This is a genomic window from Nostoc sp., from assembly GCF_036916575.1.
Classification (GTDB): domain Bacteria; phylum Cyanobacteriota; class Cyanobacteriia; order Cyanobacteriales; family Nostocaceae; genus Nostoc.
In genome coordinates this window covers 107,972-130,289 of the sequence record NZ_JBALGC010000128.1, presented here as the reverse complement: position 1 = coordinate 130,289, position 22,318 = coordinate 107,972, and the positions used below count along the sequence as shown (strand labels likewise).

Sequence of the window (22,318 nt, the reverse complement as noted above, 5' to 3'; positions counted from 1 at the left end):
ATGAGGGACTGCGGGAGCAAAGGACACATAGACGCAACAGCGGCTTAAGGCAGGGTAGGAATAAGAGTTCCAGAGAGTTTTTCCGTAAGTCCTGAAAGGTTTTTGGCGCTAACTGAACCGTATTGATTTGTTACCCCTGCCATCACTCACCAGAAATGCTACCTTTCTATACATTTACCATCTGTTGCATTCTTTTTTCAAATTGGTATAAGAATTATCTTGACACTTGCGCTACGATATCCCCTATTGCCTTTGTGCAACATACGTGAGGAATAAGGCAGGTTAAACAGCAACATGACAGAAGAATTTAATACACAGGGCGCAGAAAATCTAGTTGCGATCGCTGATCAATTCGCCCAATGGGGGAAGGTTACAGGCGTTAAAGCATTTGGAAGTGGTAATATCAATGACACATTCTTAGTAACTCTGGATTCCTCAGAAGAACAACATTTTATCCTACAACGCATCAACACGCAGGTGTTTCGTCAGCCACAACTGATTATGCAGAATATGCGTACCTTCACTGAGCATGTTCACAAACGTTTACAACACATACCCCTCAATCGTCGCTGGGAAGTGCCATACGTACTGTTGACCAAGGATGATCAAGACCACTGGAGGGATGCAGATGGTTCCTTTTGGCGGGCGATTAGCTTTATTGAAGGTTCCCAGTCCTTTGATACTATGCGCGATCGCTCTCATGCTAAAGAAATCGGTTATGCCTTGGGGATGTTCCACAATCTGATCAGCGACTTACCATCAGAAAAACTTGCTGACACCTTAGAAGGATTCCATATTACACCGCTTTATCTCCAGCATTATGAGGAAGTTTTGGCGAAAACTAGTGTGCGTAAATCTGCTGAAGTGAATTATTGCTTACAGTTTGTTAGCGATCGCCAAACTTTTGCACATATTCTAGAAAATGCCAAAGCTGAAGGCAAGCTACCTCTGCGTCTGATGCATGGAGATCCAAAAATTAACAATGTCATGTTTGACACTGCTACCCAGCAAGCCGTCAGCATCATAGACCTCGATACTGTTAAGCCCGGTTTGGTACATTACGATATTGGCGATTGCCTGCGATCGGGTTGCAATCCTACTGGAGAAGAAACCGAGAATTGGGAAAGTATTTATTTCGATACTGATCTGTGTCAGGGAATTCTCAAAGGTTATCTTTCGGTGGCAAAGGCATTTCTTTCTGAGAATGACTATGCCTATATTTACGATGCAATTCGTCTCATTACTTTTGAACTAGGACTGAGATTTTTTGCTGATTATTTAGCAGGGAATATCTACTTTAAAGTTAAGCACTCAGAACATAACTTGGCAAGAGCGATCGTCCAGTTTAAGCTTACCGAAAGTATTGAATCTCAAGAAACGCAGATTCGCAAAATTATCAAAGATATGAAATGAGCAACCAAATATTTTACCTACAACCTTTCCCTTCTAACGAGTCCTTTCCTAATTTGAAAATTACAGGCAATATCTCTCGAAATGCCAATCAACTTACCATTTGCTACAACCTTGAAGGCGACTTAAAAGAAATTGTAATTGCTCAACCATACAATGCACCATCACGCAAGCAGGAATTATGGGAAGACACTTGCTTTGAGTTCTTTCTTGGTATCAAGAATTCTCAACGGTATTGGGAATTCAACCTCTCCCCCGTCGGACACTGGAATGTCTATCGCTTTGATGGGTATCGTCAAGGGATGCAAGAGGAAACAGCCTTTGAAAAGCTACCATTTAATGTTCAGAATAAAGCCGACAGTTTAGCACTTGCGTTGAATGTCGATTTGAGTAAAATAGTCTCGGCAGAACAAGCTATTGAAGTTGGCATTACTACCGTTATCAAACACAAAGATGATCAGGTGACTTACTGGGCGTTAACTCATCAAGGCGTAAAGCCTGACTTTCATCTCCGAAACAGCTTTATTGTAAAGTTGTAAGTTATACCAAAAATTAATTTGAGAATACTAGTAGGGTATCGACTCTTGAGGGGTTAAGAGACTTGTTCGCTCTTAGCGTTCCCGCAGGGTAGCAACTGGCGCGAAACAGAGAGAAGAGAAAAAATGCTTAACCCAAGCGTATTGCCTTTTAGCCAAGACGATAGCGACTACTCTCAAGTCTGTAGCGACTACTCCCAAGTCTGTAGCGACTACTCTCAAGTCTGTAGCGACTACTCTCAAGTTTGTAGCGACTACTCTCAAGTCTGTAGCGACTACTCTCAAGTTTGTAGCGACTACTCCCAAGTCTGTAGCGACTACTCCCAAGTCTGTAGCGACTACTCTCAAGTTTGTAGCGACTACTCTCAAGTCTGTAGCGACTACTCCCAAGTCTGTAACGACTACTCTGGTGTTTTCTATCTTTTGCCTCTTGCCTTCCTAATATGAGTGATTATATACCGAGATATTACTGGTATAAGCTAAAAATTTTACGATCAGAAATTGCGATTTATGCTGAACCGGAATCGGGTTTAATTGAGGCAAGCTAGCTTTAGGAGTATCTTAAAAGAGCAAATTTATGTCTCGTCAAAAACGTACATCTCGCATTTTAGAAAAAGCTGAATTAAGAGCATCTGGGATGAAATCGATTGTTCCAAGCATTAAATTCGATGAAGATTATACTTTAGAAAAAATGATTGAGTCAATTGAACAGTTACGTAGCAAACTTGATGTTCATAATAGCGCTTTGGCTATAGTTGACTCTTCTTTAACAGAAGTTGAAGAGATGGAAAAAAACTTGAGGCAGCTTTCTGAAAAAATGTTAATGGTGGTTGCGATCAAGTATGGCAAAGACAGCACTGAATATGAAATGGCGGGTGGTGTTCGCAATAGCGATCGCCTCCGCAAAATGAGAGCAAGCCGCTTAAAAAAGCTTGCAGAACAAGCATCAGATAAGAATGAGAAAACTGCATAGAAAAGGAGGTAATACCATTTTGAATTTTGGATTTGAGATTTGGGATTGGAAATCGCTTTCTAAATCTAGGTTGTATCAATGCATCTGTCGCAATCATTTTTCAAATTGGTATAATTTGACTGTTTGGCGATAGGATTTCCAGGAGGGCGTAAATGAACTCAAAATATAACTTTCAATATTTTCAAGGGAGTTCTCTTTGTGATCTGTTTGCTCAAGACATCACAGATGCATCTTATGGGTTTATCCTAAATTATCCTGCAACTGCCAGTTGGGCTGCTTATCCCAACCTGAAAAAATATTTTATTCAAGATGGCAGTAGTGAAGCCACCAAAACTTCCTTTGACAAGATTTGCCAAAAGGAACCTTGGAAAATTTTAGCTGTGTTAGGCGATCGCATTCCACCAATTGTGATTATTCCGCCGCCAAAGTCGCTGCTTGCATACTGGCAAGAGCATTTCGGCTTCAGCTACTCCAATGTTGAAATGATGGAGCGCTTGACTTATTTGGATGACCTCAGTCACAGCGAACGCTTTGACAAACTCATCACTCTATTTCCCTTTGATCACCTCAAAAAAGAAAAACACGCTATTGATTCAGACACCCATTACCGCTTACTCAGCAAAGTAACACTAGCCGAATTGGGGGTGCAATGTCCAAAATATGAGAGCTACAATCTGCATACCTGTAGTCTGGAAGATATTCAGTTACCACAATTTCCCTACTTAATTAAAACGTCCCACGGACTATCAGGAGAAGGCACTTATATCATCAAAAGCGTCAATGATTTGAACTACTGCCTTGAAGAAATCAGGAAATATCTCAGTATTAAGTTGCTCGATAAAATTATTGTCTCGGAGTTCATCAAGAATCAGGTGCAGAATTACTGCGTACAGTTCTATGTCAACAAGGCGGGAGAGATAACCCTGATCGGCACTACCAGGCAACTCGTCACTCCGGAAGGGAACTATTTAGGAGGACTGATTGACTACCGCAATACTGACATGAGCAAATTCTTTGAAATGATTGCCGCCATTGGTCAGTATGCTCACAAACAGGGTTATTTTGGCGTGATTGGCTTCGATGTGTTAGAAGATCAAGACGGACAATTTTATGCGATTGATGCCAATTTCCGAGTCAATGGATCAACTCCGTTGTGCTTGCAGCGCCATAGCTTACTGGGACTGGGAAAGGAAGTAGCTAAATATTCCAGCGACTACCGTATGGAAGGAACGTTGGATTCAATTTTAGTGACCTTAAAACCAGAACTAGATCGCAAGGACTTGATCATTCTGTCGGCTTTAGAGAAGGTCAAATACGGAAAAATCTATACCGAAATTTATGCGATCGTTACTGGAGAAACCATCCAGGAAATGCAGCATATTGAGCAAAAATTACAGTATAAGGGATTACAATGGCTCGAAATCAGCTTACTTTAATATAGCCAATTGTTTGTACTGCTAGAGTGGTGGTGTGACTGACTTGATCGGATGCAGATTAACCCTCTTTTGTCACTCAGGGAAAAGAAAAATATCAACTGTAGATACAGCGAGCATTTGAGCCTTTATTTTTTAATAAAATGGCCGAAATCAAGGTTTTTGGTAAAAGTCTTATGCTGTAAGCATCCCAGATTATTCTCTGCCAAAAGTAACAAAAGAGGGTTAAGTAACGTTAAAATACATGAAATTTTAATTCAAACCGATCTCTACAGAAGAAGTATGGTCAAAAAAGTGGTGATTGTCGGTGCTGGACCGAGCGGTGTACTTCTGGCTCACTATCTACTGCGTCGCGGTGACCAGTATCAAATTGATATTTATGATCGTCTTAGCGATCCGCGAGTCCTCGAATTCTCCAACGCCAGAACATACCCAATCTCCCTAACCGAGCGGGGGATGAAGGCGCTAAATCAAATTCCGGGAGTTGAAGCAGCAGTGAGAGCCGTCAGCCTGGAGATGAGCGGCACCATTTTTCACCAACAAAACGGCAAAACACGAGTCACCTCTGGCAAAAAATCGCTGGTGACACTTGATCCCTCTAGCAAAAAACCGCTGGTGACACTTGATCGCACCAAATTAGTCATCACATTGCTGGAAAAGTTGACTGAACAGTACGACCCCAAGCGACTCAAGCTGCATTTTAATCAGTCCTGCACTGAAGTCGATTTTGCCGCCAAGACGATTACGTTTCAACTCACAGCCCAATCCGCTGAATCCACAGACGCCAATCTGACGGTGAACTACGATCTGTTGATTGGTGCAGACGGCGCACGTTCAGCCGTACGGTCGGCTTTCTTGAACACAGAATTGTTTGAGCTTGAGCAGAAATATGTCCCGATAGACTATAAGTCGATCCTTATACCTCGTTCTGACCAACCATCAGATACTTACTTGGAGTCAGACAAAATCCATTCCTGGCGGAACAATGATGCCATAACGGTATTGCTGCTTCATCAACTGGATGGAAGCATCAGCGGTGTCATTCACTTTCCCCGTTGGAACACTCAGGTTACGGATCTGACAACCCCAGAAGCGGTGCTGAAATTCTTTCATAAGCATTTCCCAGAAGTGGGACAACTGATGCCTCCATCAGAAGCAGAGGCGTTCTTGAAGCGACCGCCCTCTCATACTTTAACCATTCGCTGTAATCGCTATCACTATGGGGATAGCGTCCTCATTCTGGGGGATGCAGCCCACGCTGTATCTCCTTCTTTGGGTCAAGGTTGTAACGCCGCCCTGGAAGATGTCACCATCGTTAACGATCTGTTAAATGAATATGTTGATGATTGGGCAGGGGCGATCGCCCAATTCACCGTTCGTCGCAAAGCCGACGCTCATGCCTTAGTAGAGTTAGGCGACCACTCGTTGCCATCTTCCCCCAAGCTATTCCTTGAGTTTGGACTTAGAGAGCAGCTTGCTAAAACGCTGCATCGCCTGTTCCCTGCTCACTTCGCACCGTCGTTGTTAGAACTGGTATCTGAGAGTTCCGTACCCTATTCAGAGATATTGCATTCCTATAAAGGCTGGATCACCAAAGTGAAAAAGTCGAACCAGCAGTTTTTACAAGTCTCATAGCATTCCATCTATAGGATTCCTATTTGATTTTTGAAAAAGATTACGAGGAAATACGATTAGGGATAAAAGTATAAGAGAAAACAATGGGAAAGCAGCATAGATCAAGAAATCGCGATGCCTGCGGCGGGCGTAGCCATCGCGGATTTACAAGGCTTTATTGCAGACTCTTGTGATACCTGTGAGGCAAGAAAAGCTTTTTCCTTCAAGTTGGTTTACCAAGGTTACCTGTACAAAGAAGCAACTGATACGAAGAAAACGATTGAATTAATTACTGAAGCTAAAGTATATAACGTAGGACTTACGCACACTCTACGATTCTTGGCGTTATTGGCGGTCTTGGCGGTTCGATAAATTAAGCTTTTTGGCGATTTTTGCGTAAGTCCTATAACGGTGTCGAAGCCAATTTCCAATCACTAATTTATATTAAAAAGTAACACTTATGCAATTAAAGCCAATCAATCAGCAAGTCGTTTCCGTCGTTGGAGCCTCCAGCGGTATCGGACGGATCACAGCTCTTGAATTCGCTAGACGCGGGGCAAAAGTGGTAGTCTCGGCTCGTGGTGAGTCGAAGCTAAAGTCTTTAGTAGAGGAGATTCGCAGCTTTGGCGGCGAGGCAACTTTTTGCGTAGCTGATGTGGAAGTATTTGAGCAAGTTAAGGCGATCGCAGATAAAACTGTGGAAGTATACGGGCGACTCGATACATGGGTACATGTCGCCGCGATCGGCATCTTTGCCACTGTTGACAATACAACACCGGAAGAGTTTAAGCATGTGATTGATGTCAATCTCATGGGACAAGTGTATGGTGCAATGGCGGCCCTACCCCATCTCAAGCGTGAAGGACGGGGGGCACTGATCCACGTCTCTTCAATGGAAGGTAGGCGATCGCTCCCCTACCAAAGTGCTTACTCAGCAGCCAAGCACGGGGTTGAGGGCTTTATCGAAGCTATGCGCGTTGAGTTGCAATATCAAAAATCGCCGATCAGCGTCACGAGTGTGAAACCAGCGGTGATCAACACCCCTTTCTGGAACAATGGCCTGACGAAATTAGGCGTAAAACCTACCGGGATACCACCTTACTACGACCCTAAACTTGTAGCTGATGCTATCCTGTATGCAGCCGAACATCCAACTCGTGACTACTTGGTTGGGGATGTAGCGAAAATATTAGATGTGGTACAGCGCCTCTCACCATCATTAGTAGATTCACTGTTAGTGCTCCTTGGCTTAGATTTACAGCGGACTTCTGAAGCGAAGTCTGAAGATGCACCAAATAATTTTTACCAACCTGTTGCTGAAGACGACAGAGTTAACGGGGATTATGGTAACTTAGTTGTACCTAGCGTTTCCGACTGGCTAGAAAAAAATCCGCTTCTCCAGTGGGGTGCGATCGCTGGTACATTAGCATTAGCGTACCTAGCAGATCAAGTATTCAAAAAGGAAGGATAAATAGACCTGTCTGAAAATTTGCAATCCAGTTTTTACAAGGGTTTGAGATAAATCCTTGTAGGCTTTTTGGCAACATGGTGATGAGGTTTTGAGATGGTTACTAATAGTTTAGGGCAGAAAAATACATAACTATTGATTCAGGCGATGCCTTCTCTACGAGACGCTACGCGTAGCTTGCTTCCCCGTAGGGGTACGGCGGGCTTTCCTGCGGAACGCTACGTGAACGCCTACGCTATTTTTTATCAAATTAAATCAAGCAATACTCTGGGCAGTTTTTAATTGAGCCAATCGACAGATCAAGATAAAAAAATGTGTTTTGACTTGAATCATTATCTTTTTGGCACAGCAAATTTAATTTCCTGAAAGCCCTATTTAGTTAAAGTTTTGGTAGATTTCACTCTTATTCAGGATCGTCAATATTTAGATGCGTTTGGCCTATCAGTTTGATAGGTTGATTTTTACATCAATTAATAACGATAATAACGAATTATATAGCTAAATTCGTAGTGGACACTAATAAAATAATTTAGGTTGTATTAGTGCATCATTACAGGGAGATGAGTATAAAGTTATTTTTGAGGATGATTAATTGAGTAAATCTCAGCAGTCAAATTGTCTGATCCAGGAGCATTCCAGCCAATGAGAGACTATCAACGCACCCTACCGCCTGTGTGGATTGGGGAGGCGATCGCCTTCTATGCCTTTATTACCATTGGCATCGCTCAAGCAGTATTAGGAGTTCTTCTGCCCTCGATTCTGTCTACCTATAACCTGACTCCAGCAACCGTCACCCTGCTGTTTGTCAGTGAAATTAGCGGCTACATTCTGGCAGCATTCACCAGCAGTCTTGTGAGTAGTCGGCTGGGATTAGCCCGAATGCTGTTGATTGCTGCGGGTGCGCTGACGATGGCACTGACGATCTATGCCATCTCACCCTTCTGGTTTCTCATGGTTGCCGCTGGATCGGGGTTGGGATTGGGCGTTGGGTTGATTGATGCAGGTATTAACACTTACATTGTGCAAGATTCCCGCAGTGCCAGTTTGATTGGTTTGCTCCATGCTTTCTATGGTATTGGCGCACTCTTAGGTCCGGCGATCGCTACTACTTTGTTAGCAATTGGCATGAACTGGCGACAGGTTTATGGGGTATTAGCCGGGATTGTTAGCCTATTAATTGTGAGCGTGCTGGGCGTAATCATCTTCAACTACACACCAATGACACTACGGGTATTGCCATCGAATACAACTGCCTTAGAAAATCTGGGCAGAGCGCTCCAAACTCCGATAGTACTACTAACTGGGCTACTTTTGCTGGTTTATGTTGGCACTGAAGCCTGCATCGGCAACTGGGCATACACTGTGCAATCTGTGGCTCGTCACACTCCCACGCTGATTGCTGGTTATAGTGTTAGTGCCTACTGGCTGGGATTAACATTGGGACGTTTCCTCTTAGGTTATTTCTTGCGATCGCTTGGGGCAGTCCGCACAATCAGTATGTCGCTCAGTCTTGTGCTCATTGGATTGCTTGCTTGGTGGCAACTGCCAGATCAATGGATTAGCTTACCATTGATTGGCTTTGGGTTGGCAGCCATCTTTCCTGCGACCATTTGGTTAATCCCTCAACGATTGCCTGACCCCCATGTTCCTGCGGCTGTTAGCATCGCCACTAGTGCCGCCAGTTTGGGGGCAGCGATCATACCCACTGGAGCAGGCTGGGTTGCAAGTTGGGCAAATTTAGAAATCATCCCAATGTTGATGCTGCCATTAGCGCTGTTAATGGTGGGCATACATTGCTGGTTAGTGCAACATTCGGTAAGAGGTTAGTACTGCAAGGCGGAAGTTAAAAGTCATTAAGGGGTAAGCTTTTGGGCGGTGTTTTTGAACTCCTGCTTCACTTCTGCCAGCGCGATTGGTAGGGCGGCAGATCAAGCATTCAAAAAGGAAGGATAAATAGACCTGTCCGAATAATCTCGGTAGATTTCTATTAAATGTCATAGCAAAAATCTTGCAGAGCAGTAACTGATTGTGGTAGTCCCTGCCTTAAAAGCGATTCTAAGTATTCTTCAGATGTCTTAGGGGGATTCTTAAGACTACTTCTGTGCCTCTTTACCACTTTGCAAATTTCTGTTGAGTTAAGGTCAATCAGATGCAGAATGAAATCATCTGGATGCTGGGATTCAATACCATATAGTGAAAGAGCTTGAGCAGGAAAATCTTTAAGGTCAAAAGTGACTATAATACTTGCATTACAACGAATCGCTGCGGCGAGGACATGGCGATCATCTGGATCTGGAAGTTGTAAACCTGCGATCAGTGCTTCATAACCTGTAACGAGACAATCTCGGACATGGCTATTCATCAGATTTTTAGTTCTGGTAAGCTTCTCAAGCGTGAGATCAGGACGATTCTTTAAAAGGTTTCTAATCCATTCTGAGTGAATTGCGTCCGTCCACCGTGCCCTAAATAGGTCGGTGACTGCAAGTCGCATAAGAAAATCTCTTAATGGTGCTGGATATAACACACATGCATCATAAATAACTGTAAAATTAGACACTGTAATTGCTCTATTAGTTTGAAATTATTACCCTTAACAGTGGTAACAAATTTTCTTTATAAATGTCCTTTATACTGAATAAATTTTTGATCTTAACTTATAGTTTCAATCGCATTAAAGTTAAAACTAAGTCAATTGGTTACTAAAGAGCTTCCTGACTTAGTTTACTTGATTGTTAGATGTACTTTTATTCCTAGAGTTGCCTTTAGCAGAGCATCTGGCTAATCATGCGAAACTGTTATGTATCAGGATTCTTATTCATACCCCATATCTAGTTCTTGAGCTTGAGCAGTAAGCTCATCAAGAGCTTGCATTCGTAAAGTATCAATTTGATTTTTGTAACTGAGTAGATCCTGATAACGCACCCGTCGTCGCGTTCCTACTTTACGGTATGGCATCTCTCCAGATTCCAATAACCCTACCAAATAAGGACGAGAAACATTTAAAATATCAGCTGCTTCTTGTGTCGTCAGTTCTGCGTGTACGGGTATAAGAGTAACAGCATTACCCTTAGCCATTTGTGTCAGGATGTCAACAAGCAGATGAAAAGCCGCTGCTGGTATGGTAACTGTTTCACTTATAGCGTTATCTTGCACAACTTTGATATTACGGTATGCATCATTATTCCGTACATAGGATGCCAAAGTTTGACTACTTTTTTTAGCTAGCGTAGCATCTTCTTCCGTAGGTACAGCAGTCCTGCTAGATTGATATGTACTGAGTGTCATAGATATCAGCCTCTCTTTGTCTAATACCGGATTGCACTCCACTTATCCATACGAAAATATGGATTGCAATTATCATTCACCTCATAATAGCTCTTATTCAAAATGAACGCAATGTACGAAATGAGCGAAACAAAGTTTTCTAGTAAGTATCCTACCAAAAGTCCTGCAACCCCAGTTGCAGGACTTTTGGTGAAAGAAAAATCAATTTTTATCTTCTAATCCAGCAATAGACTAGTAAAAAGTCACTTTTCGCTGACTGGAGGCAGTAGAAATAGGCTTGGCATCGGTGCAGGTACTGTAATGTGGTGATGTGCGCTCAGGTGATCGCTACGTTTAAAACCGTAACGATTTTATGCAAAGTTGTACTTAGTGACACAATTGTGCTTTCACATGGTCTGCCAATCGAATTGCCAAGGCAACAATGGTGAGCGTCGGATTAGCATAGCCTCCTGTAGGGAAAACAGAGCTACCTGCCATGAATAAATTAGAGATGCCGTGAACTTGACAATTTGCATCTACTACTCCCTGTTTTGGGTCATAATGCATACGCGTTGTTCCCATATTGTGATGGGTACTCAGCGAAGCAACCGGACGATCTCCATCTAATTCAATCTGCAACTCACCCAGACCTGCACTAGCAAACTCTTCTGCAAATACTAGTTGCGATCGCTTCACACTAAAAATATCTATTTCGCCCCAATGATTAGTTAATTGTGCTTGAGGACAGCCAAGCTTATCTAGTTGATTACTAAGTGTCACCCGATTATCTGGATTTGGGGTTTGTTCAGTTTGGCTGAGAACTTCAAACTTTGTATATTTCTGTTCATTACCTTCATGGTCAGACCATCCACCATGACTCAAATCAGGGAACAAATATTCTTTTTTGACATTATATTTATACCAATCAGCTACTAAATCATCAATATCTGTAATTACATTTTGCAAATGTTGAAAAACATTCTTGGGTAACTGTCTATGCCGAATTGAAGAGAACAAAATTTTTGCAGAAGCCTTTGCTGCCGATCTAAACCTTTCATCTCTGGGATATAACAACGCAGTCATATTGAATAATTTTTCGCGGCGCATAACTTGTTCCGTCAGGGCAAATTTTCCCATCACTGTGACATTATTCACCCGGCGTAAGTCATACAAAGCCATCGAATTAAAGATTTTGCGATTTTGCGGAACAAGCATACCACAACGGATAAAAGGATGATCCATAAAGAATCTACCCACTAAATCATGCTGATTGCCTAATCCATTCTTTTGAATTTGGTTTGATAGTAACAATAAACGTGCGTTTTCAATCCCACCTGTGGCTAAAATAAATACTTTTGCTGCCACCCAAAATTTCTTACCAGATAAACAAGCTACTTGCACGCGTTTCACTGTCTGGGCTGTTTTGTCTGCCTCAATTTCTACCACGTTGGCGTTGAGGAATGTGGTGATATTAGGAGATTGATTGATTTGGTGGCGATATTCATTGGTAAAAATCTCGCGTGGCCCAAACTGAAACATACTGGTAGAAACTCGGTCACTTGTGAAATGTGTCCGAGGAGATTGAGCATTTTCCCAAGCCTCAGCTTCATAAGCAAAAGAACCGAGCTTACAGACTGCTTGAGCACGCTGATAAAATGGATTCAGGTGAGATTTACTAAAAGGCCAGCCACTATATGGCACCCAATCTCGTTTTTCAAAATCTATCTCATCTAACGGTACATGCCTCAGACCAAGTTGATTTTTATTGATTTCAATATTCCAGACATTAGCCAATCCACCAAATTGACGATGACGCATATCTTGCAGTGGTGGAAAAGGATCTCCAACAGTTTCACCTTCACCAAGAGATGCAGTCTCTTGATTAAATTCAATGTCACCACTTTCTAGTAAGCAAACTCGAAAGTCTTGCCCAATTAATTCTCGTGCGAGTGTAATTCCGGCTGGGCCAGCACCAACTATACAAACTTCGGTATTAATAACTTCATCTATTGGTAGTTTTCGGCTATCAATCAACATTAATTTAATTCCTTTTAATCTGATTTATTGTTTTTAATCACAGATGCACATAGATAATTAATCCATGTAAATCTGTGGTTTCATTTTCATAAAATTGGCTTTTGCAATAAGTTGACCGTTTCATTCAGCTTATGAAACACTCGGTATCGCAGAACGAATTGCACTAATAAAGTTTTGGGCATAATTCTGCGTTGAGAAATCGAGGGCGCGTTGCCTGGCAGCTATTCCCGCACTCTGGGCAAATTCTTGCTCGTCAAGATAACGGAGAATTGCGATCGCTAATTTCTCTGCATCGCCGTAAGGTGTTAATAGTCCATTCATCCCATCGGTAATAATCTCTGTCGGGCCGCCTGCATTGCCAGCAATCACAGGTTTACCCAGTGCCATCGCCTCAATAATCACAATCCCAAACGGCTCTTTATCTGATGCATGGACAAATACATCCATCGCCTGCACCCACTCCGGGATATTACGCTGTAACCCAGCCATTATTACCTGCTCTTTCAAGCCTAAGGTTGCAATTTCCGCTTTTAAGAAGTCCTGATAATCCGGTTCCAAATCGTGTTTACCGCCAACCACTACACAATGAGCATCAGGATACTTCTGTAAAATTTTGGGCATTGCTTGCACCAATACATGCATTCCCTTCCATCGTTGCAATCGTCCAACAATTCCAATCAACGGTCCGTGTAAAGGTAAGCCCAGTTTCCGCCGTGCTTCTTTAGGAGATGGCAAAGCATTAGGCTCGAATCGGTCTAGTGCGACACCAGGATAAACCAAAGGTGTTGGTCTGTGGGGCCAAATTTCTGCTTGTGCTTGCTTGCCATCTTGGGAGAGGGTGATAATTGCCTGGGCTGGGATTAAAGTGGCGATTCGCACCAACCAAGTCTTGTCACTAGGCACTTCTAGTTGATACCACACAGCAGGCAACCCCGCCAACATCGCCGCCAAACCTCCAGATATATGTGTGATCCACATCCAATTGACAATTATATCTGCACGTTCGCGGCGGGCGATCGCAGCTATCCGCAAAACAGCGCCAATAAAACGGTGGATTTGGCGTAAACGTCCACTTTCTACAACTCGCGTATCAATACCGAGAGACTTTACTTGTTCGACCATCGGGCCATCTTCTAAAAATATCACCAGCCACTCAACACCAGCATTACGTCCCTGCTGCACCAAATCCCAAAGCATCATTTCACCGCCGCCTCGTTGCTCGGCCAGTGGCATTACAATAATTACTTTCATAATCTATATCAGTCCTATTTAAGTTGTAAGATTTTGTTTTTTAACGTAGACGCGGAGCGGCTTGCCGCAAAGAACGCAAAGAACGCAAAGGACACAAAGAAATAAGAGTTTTAAAGAGTTATTCTATTAGCCCTAATTAAGTCAAATTATTTCGGATCAATTCATATTTATGAATTCTTTGGATTGCTATAGTATTTATGTCCTGCCATAGCCATAGCTAAAAATCCCCAAAGAATCATCCCTGCAACGCTCAACATACCGCTACCGATAACTAACTGTCCAGCAGAACTGATACCAATGGCGCGGGCAGCACTGATAAAACTATCGAAACGACCTTCACCATAGCTGCTAACACTAATAATCAAGAAGATTAATCCACCCATATAAAAGATACCTCCAAACCAACCAAGGGTGAAAAACATATCTAAAATGCCACTATCAATCACCACTACTTCAATTTGACCGGTTTTTTCGTTGACCTTCCAGATATTTCCTAAACCGTTACCTAGACCATTAGAAAGAGCTAGACCAAGGTTTTTATCGTAAGTTCCCGATCTATCTTTAAAGCTGCCATCTTCTTGAAGATTAGAAAAAGTTTCCAAACGGGCTGCGACAACCCCAGAAATTGGCTCGATAGTTGTCAATGGCACAACACAAATTGCCATTACCACAATTATGGTAATTAAACGCATTTGAATCCGGGCCTTGACTGAACCCATGATCATAATTATTCCAAATAACCAGCCTCCCCAATTAGTACGTGCTTGTGTCAACAGGAAGGATAAGTAACCAACAGCTGAGGCAGGAAAAATTAAGTTTCCTGAACTGGTAAATAATAACAGTAAACCAGCCTGCATGACTGAACCAAAGGGGCCGACTGAGTGCAATGTACTCCAGACACGCATCCCAAAAGGTACAGGATTTCCAGCACTCATGAATAGTTTTGATTCAATCAGCCAGTACCTATCCCACTCCGGAGCTACGACGAATTGATATACGCCATAAGCTCCTAAAATCAAAACACACCAGAGGAATGTTCGCTGAATGTTCTGGCGATAGCTAGGATAATCTCGCCAGTTTATAAATAAGTGAAAAGCGAAAATCACTGGACTAAGCCAATCCAGCAGACCGCGTGCTACAGGAATCGGTTGGTTATAAATAAGACCTACCAAAAAGCCGTAGAATACTCCGATAAAAGCCAAAATAAATGGCAAACCTCCCCGATGCAGGGTGCTAGGAAAGTGTCGTAAGAAAGTTGCTATGGTGACAAACACCACTAAATAGGGTGCTATAAGCATTTGACGGGTAGCGTCCCAGCCCACCCGATAGTCAACTAGGCGAGTAGCTAAGGGCGTGAGAAACCAGATCCACCAAGTAAAGCTGATATAGAGAATGGGATGCCGCAAGTATAAAAATAGGGCTACTACTAAAGCTGTCACCGGGAAAATTAGGCGTAATGCCGCAGTAGCACCAGCAAAATAGCAAACTACAGTCAGTAATATAAACCCTGCGATCGCCATCCAACCCTGTAGCGATCGCTCTTCGGGAGAATAGTTTTCTTGTAAAAAACTATTGAAAAGTATTTGCTTAGAATTCATTCAATTTTAGATGTACACATAAATAAATCAACTCGTTCCCTGGCTCCAGCCTGGAAATGCAGTCATTTGAGGTTTTACCTCTTGTACTGGCTCTCTAGAGGCAGCAGCCCACCTATCTTAATTTCCAGATACAACCTGAGAACTAGAGCTAAGAAGAAATTGAATTAATTTTGAATTTTGAATTTTGAATTTTGAATTCTTTATATCCCTGCCAACGTCCACGCCAGGATGCCAGCAATTTTTTACCCGCCAACTGCCCTTGGCTAGGCAAAAATCTTAGCCATTGTACAAAGCCCAAACTATCGCATGTACCCACGAATACTGCCCAGAACAAAAATACAATCCGGCGGATAAATGACAGATGCTCTAGTAAAACTAAAGTTTCATTATGGACTAAATTAATAAAGGCAATTTCATTAAAGTTGTTTCGCTGATCTTCATCAAAACGTTGTGCCGGATAGTGGTCTACAGCAACGTTAGGATCATAAATTATCTTCCAACCAGCCCGCTTTAATGCCAGAGTGAATGCCATTTCAAAATGTACCTGCGCTCCTGTACCGCGCATCCGCTGATCAAAGCGCAGTTGCCCGATTGCATGGGTACGAAAACTCATGTTTACGCCCTTGAGAATATCGACTTCGCGGGGTTCTCCCACTCCCAGATGATGGTTGCCAATCACTCGCCCAAACCACTGCAACTGTCCGACTACTAAGCGGGATTCGTCTTCTAGTTTGCTGCCGTGGTATATCCAATCACGCCCTCCCAGACCACCGAGGCGACTATCACAGCTAAAGGAAGCGGCGATGCGCTCTAACCAATCCGCATGGGGTGCAGCATCATCATCAGTAATGGAAACAATATCACCCTCCACTGCTGCTAGTCCAGCGTTAAGGGCTGCTACTACCCCCGGTTGTGTCACTTTCACGATATGCAGTGGTAAGTTGTGCGCTTTGTATTGGGCAAGAAATTGCCAAGTTTCTGCATCCGTATCGCGGACAACCACTATCACCTGATCAACTGGTTTAATTTGCTCCTGTAGCGCCAAAAGGCAGCGTGAGAGGTCTTGTGGACGGCGATAAGTCGGTATCAGAACGGTGTTCCGCATTCTTGCTTAACTCCTCGAATAGATCCACATAAGTTTGTGCCATAGTAGTCCAGCTATGTTGTTCTGCTACAGAGCGAGCGGCTTGACCCATTTGTTGCATCAACGAGACATCGCTCACCAAGGACATCAACGCCACAGCTAAAGCATCGATATCATCTGAGTCGGGTAAGACGATGCCACATTCTAGTGTCACCAACTCTGCACCTCCGGTAGCTGTGGCAGTAATTACTGGCAATCCTGAAGAAAGTGCTTCTAACAATACGAGAGTGCAAGCTTCGTATCGGGAAGGAAAAACAAATAAATCTACCGATCGCATAATTTCGGGGATATCACGTCGATATCCCACAAAATGCACGCGTTCGTTTAAGCCTAATGATGCTGCTAGTTGTGGGAAAGGGCTACCTTCGATATGTCCTACCACCGCCAGATGTAAATTGGGAACTTTCACCAAGGCGTGCAATACGGTATCTAAGTTCTTTCTGGGTGTGCGGATATCTCCGGCGAACAATGCTAGGGTGACATTCTCCGGTAAACCTAATTTTTGGCGATGCCTACGGTGGGCTACGCCTACGCTTTGGTTAGGGGCAAATTCTTCTAAGTCAACGCCATTGACAATTACGCGAATCCGAGAACGCGGTACACCAATATTGACTAATTCCTGAGCTACCTTTTCGGATACAGCCACCACAACCTGCGCTTTTTGGAAAGCCTGTTTTTCCGAACGAGCATTAAAAGCCGTAAACAGCCATTGGTAAAAACCATATAAATCTCGGCGATTGCGGGAAATATGAACAGGCGATCGCAACCATGAACTGTGGACAAAATGTACAGCATTCACATCAGCCGCAGCCATATTAATTGCTCCATTGACTTTAACTAAATCAATGCCAGAGCGATTTTGACGCAACCAATCTGCGCTTTTTTGGGCAAATATGAAATTACGCACAAATTCTGTGGGATAGCCTTTGACTGGAATTTTAATCCAATTAACTTGGCTATTGTCTTCTAGTTCTGGTGCGACTTCACTAGCCAATAATGTCAATTGATGACCACGACGAATTGCTTCATTAGCAACCTCATAGTTTACCCGTCCCTGACCATCACCTTTTTTGATTTTATGGGTAACAATACAAAGTTTCATCTACTATCTTCCTTAATGATAAAAGCTCACGCATGAACAGAGGCGCAGAGAAAGAGTTAAAGAATAATTTTCTTTTCTTACCTTGGCGTTCTTTGCGCTCTTTGCGGTTCTTTAACAAATAAGTTCCACAAATTAGATATGATGATGTATTATTTTGATATTCCTATTAACTTATTTGCTAAAAATTGCGGAGTAAAACTAAGACTGAGTGCCGCTAAAGTTCGCATATTAAATTTTTGTTTTTTCAATGCCTGCCAAAAATAATGACGTGCTGCTGCTATCTGTTCACTTCGCAGTAAACCAATTCCCAAAGTTGTATTAGCTTCTAACCATTTATGTTGAAAGTACGTCCTAAATTGCTGTAGACGAGTATCTTCCATAAAGACTTTATAACAAATTATTTCGCTTTTAGCTTTGCGAATTTTTGCCTGCACATCTCGACTACCACTGAGCATGGTATCAGTTTGCTCATGGGCACGATATCGCGTCAGCCTTTCTGGATAGTAGTAAGCACCACGACCAGATATACAGCAAAGGTAAGTTAAATATAAATCCCACATGCCGCCAACTTCTGAAGGAATACTATCCCAATCCACAAAATTATTCCGAATCACACAAGCTGCCGCAGTGGGTATACTTTTATCTATCAACCCAATTTTATAGAAAGGTTGATGAATCCCTTGTGCTAATTTGTCCCGCTTATAACCGCGTGTATTTTCTTCAGTTCCAATATTATTAATTATCCCATGTGCATCTATAATATATTGGTCACAAAAAGCGATAATTAAATCAGAATTTGCTTCTAGTGGTGGTACAAGCTTTGCTAAAAAGTCTTCATTCCACATATCATCGTCATGGAGACTAGCAACATATTTACCTCGCGCCATCTTGAAGCCATGCTGCTGATTAGCTAACATACCCACATTTTGCTGATGCCGCCAAAATCTGATGCGTGAATCACCAAAAGACGCGACAAGTGCTTGGGGATTTTCTGAACTATAATTATCTGAAACAATAATTTCAATATTTTGATAAGTTTGTTTAATAGCACTAGCGATCGCTTGCTTGAGATACTCTGGTCGATTATAGGTGGGGATAATAACGCTAACTAAAGGTTGTTGGTATTCTTGATGCAATGACATATTTTTCTCCTTTTATATTTCATAGGTAAAAGATGCACCATTTGATGTTTTGACCAAACTAAACTTATTTAACTTGAGGGATACTATATAATTTTTTAATTCTAGAAGGAAATTCTGCTATTGTTTTTGCATAAATTGTCCGCAGATTTTTTAGATGAGTATCCATTGTAAATTCCTTCATCAATAAAGCATGACCTTGTTCACCCATGTATCGGCTTTTTTGATGATCTAGATATAACTCATTAATGGCATCAGCCAGCTTTTTGATATTATTGCCTGGAACAAGAATACCTGTTTCTCCATCTTGTAAATGTTCTGGAATACCTCCAACTGCACTACCAATTACAGGTCGATAACGAGCATAGGCTTCTAAAGTTACAAGACCGGCAGGTTCAGGCCAGACACTGGGAAAGATGACTGCAAAACACTGTTGATAAAGTTTATTTAATTTATCGTGATCGCACCAGCCATGCCAAGTGATCCGGTTATTCAATCTGAGGGTGTTTGCTAACTTTTCTAAGCGGAGTCGTTCCCAGCCTTCACCGGCGATATCAAGTTGAATTTGCGGGTCTGTATGTATTAAGGTCTTGAGTAACCATTCTAGACCTTTATCAGAAACAATCCGTCCCACAAACAAAATTCTATGATTTTGGTGGACTTCTAAACTTAGAGGTGCAGTTGCTGTTTGCGGTACAGAGATTCCACAGTGTAGGGTTACAGTTTGCTCTGGGGGTACACCATTTTGAATCAATTGTTGCCGCACATATTCACTATTAGCAATGAAAGTAATTTTTATCTTTTTTAATACATCTAAAAACTGATGAGTGGTTTGAAATTCTTGAAAACTTCTTAAAGGTCTACGGCTACCACACTTATCTATTATTTTGCCCCAGGTACATCCTAAATAAGAAAAGTTCCGATCGCAGATTGTCTGCTGCCCTGCTAAATATTTTGTGCCACTAGGACAGTAGAATGAGTGATTATGAACGCTGAAGATGGTAGGACATTCGCCTGTAAGCTGCAATAGTAAATCTGGGCTGTGGATATGCAGGAGTTTGAACTGGCTTTGGTCAACATTCTTAAGCGATTTTATCACGCGATCGCTAACATCAGGTGGTCGATGCTCAAACAGAGAAGCTAAATAAGTTTCAACACCTCCGCCTTCACCTACCTCAAAATTGGAGCATTGATAAATCAGGTCTTTGTCAAATATTTTCTGGTACATATTTTCTGTTAATGTTCAGCATATAGCACTAAGTTTAATATTTATTAATAACTTATTTGTAAAGACAATAGGCATTATAATATTATTTTTTTGCGTTACTATTTCACAAACTACTGATATAAATATATAGTTAGAGGTGTACGGCTGTAGGGGTGTACAGCCGATTCATGTGTTGCAAGGATTTTGGTAAATTGATTTAATTAAATCTGACAAACCTTTGAATATTGTTTCTAATCTGATTGCCTTACTTCATACTGCATTTGATGATATTTCCAAAGCTTGCCTTTGAGTTCCAAGAGTTCTTGGTACTTACCTTGCTCTACTATCCGTCCCTGTTCTAAAACTACAACTTTATCTGCTTTAGAAATAGTAGAAAGACGGTGAGCGATCGCAATCACTGTTTTGCCAATAGATAGCTTTTCCAATGAATCTTGAATTAAGCGCTCAGATACAGAATCTAAGGCGCTAGTTGCCTCATCCAAAATCAAAATTTCTGGGTTCCGCAGTAAAGCTCGCGCAATAGCAATTCGCTGTCTTTGTCCTCCAGATAACCTGACACCCCGATCTCCTAATTGGGTGTTAAAAGCTTCTGGCATTTCCAAAATAAATTCTAGTGCATTTGCTAGTTTAGCAGCTTCTTCGATTTCATCATTAGTAGCTTCTGGAGTCCCGTAAGAAATATTTTCCCAAACATTAGTATTGAAGATAAAAGTATCCTGACTGACAACAGCTATTTTGCGACGTAAGGAGTTAATTTCAAACTGTCGTACATCAACTTCATCGATGAAAAGATATCCATCTGTAGCATTATAAAATCTGGGAATTAAATCAGCAAGGGTTGTTTTACCAGCACCAGATGCTCCGACTAATGCTGTCATTTTTCCCTTTTCAATAGTTAGGGTAATATTATGTAGCACTATATTTTCATCATCGTAGCCAAAATCTACAGATACTAAATCTATTGACCTTTTTAACCCTTTAAACTCAATTTTGCCATTTTTAAAGTAATATTTATCATCAGTTTGCAAAAGATTTTTAATGTTGTCTGCTGAACCATGTAAAGTGCTGAGATATGCTCTCGTGCCATTAATATCTTGAACAAATGGTATGAAGCGAAATAGCACAAAGAAAAAGGTTAGTAAAGAAGCAACTTGTAGTGTTCCATTGGTAACAAGGCTAGTGAACGCCAAAATAATCATTCCGATTAATACCGTAGTCGCTACCCCTTCGGCAATTGGCTTAACAAGTGTCCAGGTGAACACAACCTTCGTTGTAGTACTTATTACCTTGTCGCTAGCTTTGTAGTAACGCTGGCGCTCAAATTCTTGAGTACCACAGGAGTGAACAGTGCGAATACCATTAATAAATTCTATGGCTGTTGATGTAAAATTAGCATTAGCAGTTGTCATGCCAAAACTTGATTCTCTGACTCTAGCATTCAGATTTGACAACCCCACACCTAAAAGTGTAAATAATAATGCTGATATCAGCGTCAGTTGCCATGATATCAAAAACATTGATATTAAGTAAACAAAGGTTGTTAGTCCTCTAGTTACTAAAAAGGCTGCACCACTGAAACCCTGTCTGATCCTTTCAATTTCTGTGGTAATTGTGTTAATTAGTTCACCAGAACGAGTTTTGGCAAAGTAACTTAGTGACAAGGCTTGTAACTGTTCAAAAATTTGCTTACGTAAGCGATCGGCAAGATGTAGTTGAGATAATTCAGTGTATACTTGGGAAAAGTAATTAAAGGTTGCACGTAACCAAGTACTCAATAAAATCAGCAAAGATACGCGATACAGACGATTAATTGCCGATGTCTTAGCTCCCAAAATCCAGATATCAAACCAGTGTATTCCTGTTTGAACAGGTTGAGCGTTGGGACTAGTTAAGCTTTGCAAAAAGGAAAGTAAAAAACCAATACTCACACCTTCAAAAGTTGCTGCAAAAATCGAGAATATCAGAGCTAAAGTTGCAATTTTGCGAAAGTGTTTAAATTCTCGCAATATCAAATAGTTGTCCTGCCAAAAGCTGCTAGCTTTGAGCAAACTACGGAGTTGTTGAGGAAGTTGAAAATGCATGGATTTTATCATAATAGTTTGGCAAGGTAGATAGACCGCT

Annotated in this window: 19 protein-coding genes; 8 read left to right on the top strand and 11 right to left on the bottom strand. The window is 41.8% G+C overall.

Annotated features, from left to right (window positions below; all coding sequences use genetic code 11):
• The first annotated feature begins 294 nt into the window (after nt 1-294).
• Nucleotides 295-1,413 carry a phosphotransferase enzyme family protein gene (locus V7L29_RS28830; protein ID WP_334692181.1) on the top strand — a complete coding sequence of 373 codons (1,119 nt, stop codon included), beginning with the start codon at nt 295-297 and terminating at the stop codon, nt 1,411-1,413.
• The gene (locus tag V7L29_RS28825) at nt 1,410-1,949 is read left to right on the top strand and encodes a DOMON-like domain-containing protein (protein ID WP_334692180.1); all 540 of its coding nucleotides are present in this window, start codon (nt 1,410-1,412) and stop codon (nt 1,947-1,949) included. The genes V7L29_RS28830 and V7L29_RS28825 overlap by 4 nt, the downstream gene beginning before the upstream one ends.
• A 72-nt stretch (nt 1,950-2,021) precedes the next feature.
• On the opposite strand, the gene V7L29_RS28820 is transcribed toward V7L29_RS28825, so the two are convergent.
• Nucleotides 2,022-2,336, bottom strand: coding sequence for a hypothetical protein (locus V7L29_RS28820; protein WP_334737608.1), 315 nt, complete (start codon nt 2,334-2,336; stop codon nt 2,022-2,024).
• Between the two features lie 187 nt (nt 2,337-2,523).
• Here V7L29_RS28820 and V7L29_RS28815 point away from each other — a divergent pair, with 187 nt between their 5' ends.
• The 6 genes from V7L29_RS28815 to V7L29_RS28790 all read left to right on the top strand — a co-directional run bounded on the left by V7L29_RS28815 (nt 2,524) and on the right by V7L29_RS28790 (nt 9,261).
• Nucleotides 2,524-2,919 carry a hypothetical protein gene (locus V7L29_RS28815; protein WP_334737607.1) on the top strand — a complete coding sequence of 132 codons (396 nt, stop codon included), beginning with the start codon at nt 2,524-2,526 and terminating at the stop codon, nt 2,917-2,919.
• A gap of 152 nt (nt 2,920-3,071) precedes the next feature.
• A complete protein-coding gene (locus V7L29_RS28810) occupies nt 3,072-4,355 on the top strand; it encodes a carbamoylphosphate synthase large subunit (RefSeq protein ID WP_334737606.1) in 1,284 nt (427 codons plus the stop codon).
• Nucleotides 4,356-4,634: 279 nt separating this feature from the next.
• Nucleotides 4,635-5,987: an FAD-dependent oxidoreductase gene (locus V7L29_RS28805; protein ID WP_334737605.1), complete on the top strand. Its 1,353-nt coding sequence runs from the start codon at nt 4,635-4,637 to the stop codon at nt 5,985-5,987.
• A gap of 114 nt (nt 5,988-6,101) precedes the next feature.
• The gene (locus V7L29_RS28800) at nt 6,102-6,338 is read left to right on the top strand and encodes a hypothetical protein (RefSeq protein ID WP_334737614.1); all 237 of its coding nucleotides are present in this window, start codon (nt 6,102-6,104) and stop codon (nt 6,336-6,338) included.
• Between the two features lie 88 nt (nt 6,339-6,426).
• Entirely contained in the window at nt 6,427-7,437 is a 1,011-nt protein-coding gene (locus V7L29_RS28795) for an SDR family oxidoreductase (RefSeq protein ID WP_334737604.1), read from the top strand.
• A 639-nt stretch (nt 7,438-8,076) separates the two neighbouring features.
• Complete coding sequence (locus V7L29_RS28790) at nt 8,077-9,261, top strand: MFS transporter (protein ID WP_334737603.1); 1,185 nt, start codon at nt 8,077-8,079, stop codon at nt 9,259-9,261.
• A 160-nt stretch (nt 9,262-9,421) separates the two neighbouring features.
• On the opposite strand, the gene V7L29_RS28785 is transcribed toward V7L29_RS28790, so the two are convergent.
• The 10 genes from V7L29_RS28785 to hepA form a co-directional block, all read right to left on the bottom strand.
• The gene (locus V7L29_RS28785) at nt 9,422-9,991 is read right to left on the bottom strand and encodes a PIN domain-containing protein (RefSeq protein ID WP_334692172.1); all 570 of its coding nucleotides are present in this window, start codon (nt 9,989-9,991) and stop codon (nt 9,422-9,424) included.
• A 254-nt stretch (nt 9,992-10,245) separates the two neighbouring features.
• Nucleotides 10,246-10,719, bottom strand: a complete 474-nt coding sequence (locus V7L29_RS28780) for a helix-turn-helix domain-containing protein (protein WP_334692171.1) — start codon at nt 10,717-10,719, stop codon at nt 10,246-10,248.
• Nucleotides 10,720-11,085: 366 nt separating this feature from the next.
• A complete protein-coding gene (locus V7L29_RS28775; RefSeq protein WP_334737602.1) occupies nt 11,086-12,735 on the bottom strand; it encodes a GMC family oxidoreductase in 1,650 nt (549 codons plus the stop codon).
• A gap of 129 nt (nt 12,736-12,864) precedes the next feature.
• Nucleotides 12,865-13,986 (bottom strand): glycosyltransferase family 4 protein, encoded by a 1,122-nt coding sequence (locus V7L29_RS28770; protein WP_334692169.1) that lies wholly within the window; start codon nt 13,984-13,986, stop codon nt 12,865-12,867.
• A 167-nt stretch (nt 13,987-14,153) separates the two neighbouring features.
• Nucleotides 14,154-15,584: an O-antigen ligase domain-containing protein gene (locus V7L29_RS28765; RefSeq protein ID WP_334737601.1), complete on the bottom strand. Its 1,431-nt coding sequence runs from the start codon at nt 15,582-15,584 to the stop codon at nt 14,154-14,156.
• 148 nt (nt 15,585-15,732) lie between these two features.
• Nucleotides 15,733-16,689: a glycosyltransferase family 2 protein gene (locus V7L29_RS28760; RefSeq protein WP_334737600.1), complete on the bottom strand. Its 957-nt coding sequence runs from the start codon at nt 16,687-16,689 to the stop codon at nt 15,733-15,735.
• A complete protein-coding gene (locus tag V7L29_RS28755; protein WP_334737599.1) occupies nt 16,607-17,830 on the bottom strand; it encodes a glycosyltransferase family 4 protein in 1,224 nt (407 codons plus the stop codon). The genes V7L29_RS28760 and V7L29_RS28755 overlap by 83 nt, the downstream gene beginning before the upstream one ends.
• A gap of 149 nt (nt 17,831-17,979) precedes the next feature.
• A complete protein-coding gene (locus tag V7L29_RS28750) occupies nt 17,980-18,972 on the bottom strand; it encodes a glycosyltransferase family 2 protein (protein WP_334692165.1) in 993 nt (330 codons plus the stop codon).
• A 64-nt stretch (nt 18,973-19,036) separates the two neighbouring features.
• Entirely contained in the window at nt 19,037-20,197 is a 1,161-nt protein-coding gene (locus V7L29_RS28745; protein ID WP_334737598.1) for a glycosyltransferase family 4 protein, read from the bottom strand.
• Between the two features lie 230 nt (nt 20,198-20,427).
• Nucleotides 20,428-22,278, bottom strand: coding sequence for a heterocyst formation ABC transporter subunit HepA (gene hepA, locus V7L29_RS28740; RefSeq protein ID WP_334737597.1), 1,851 nt, complete (start codon nt 22,276-22,278; stop codon nt 20,428-20,430).
• Between the last annotated feature and the right edge of the window lie 40 nt (nt 22,279-22,318).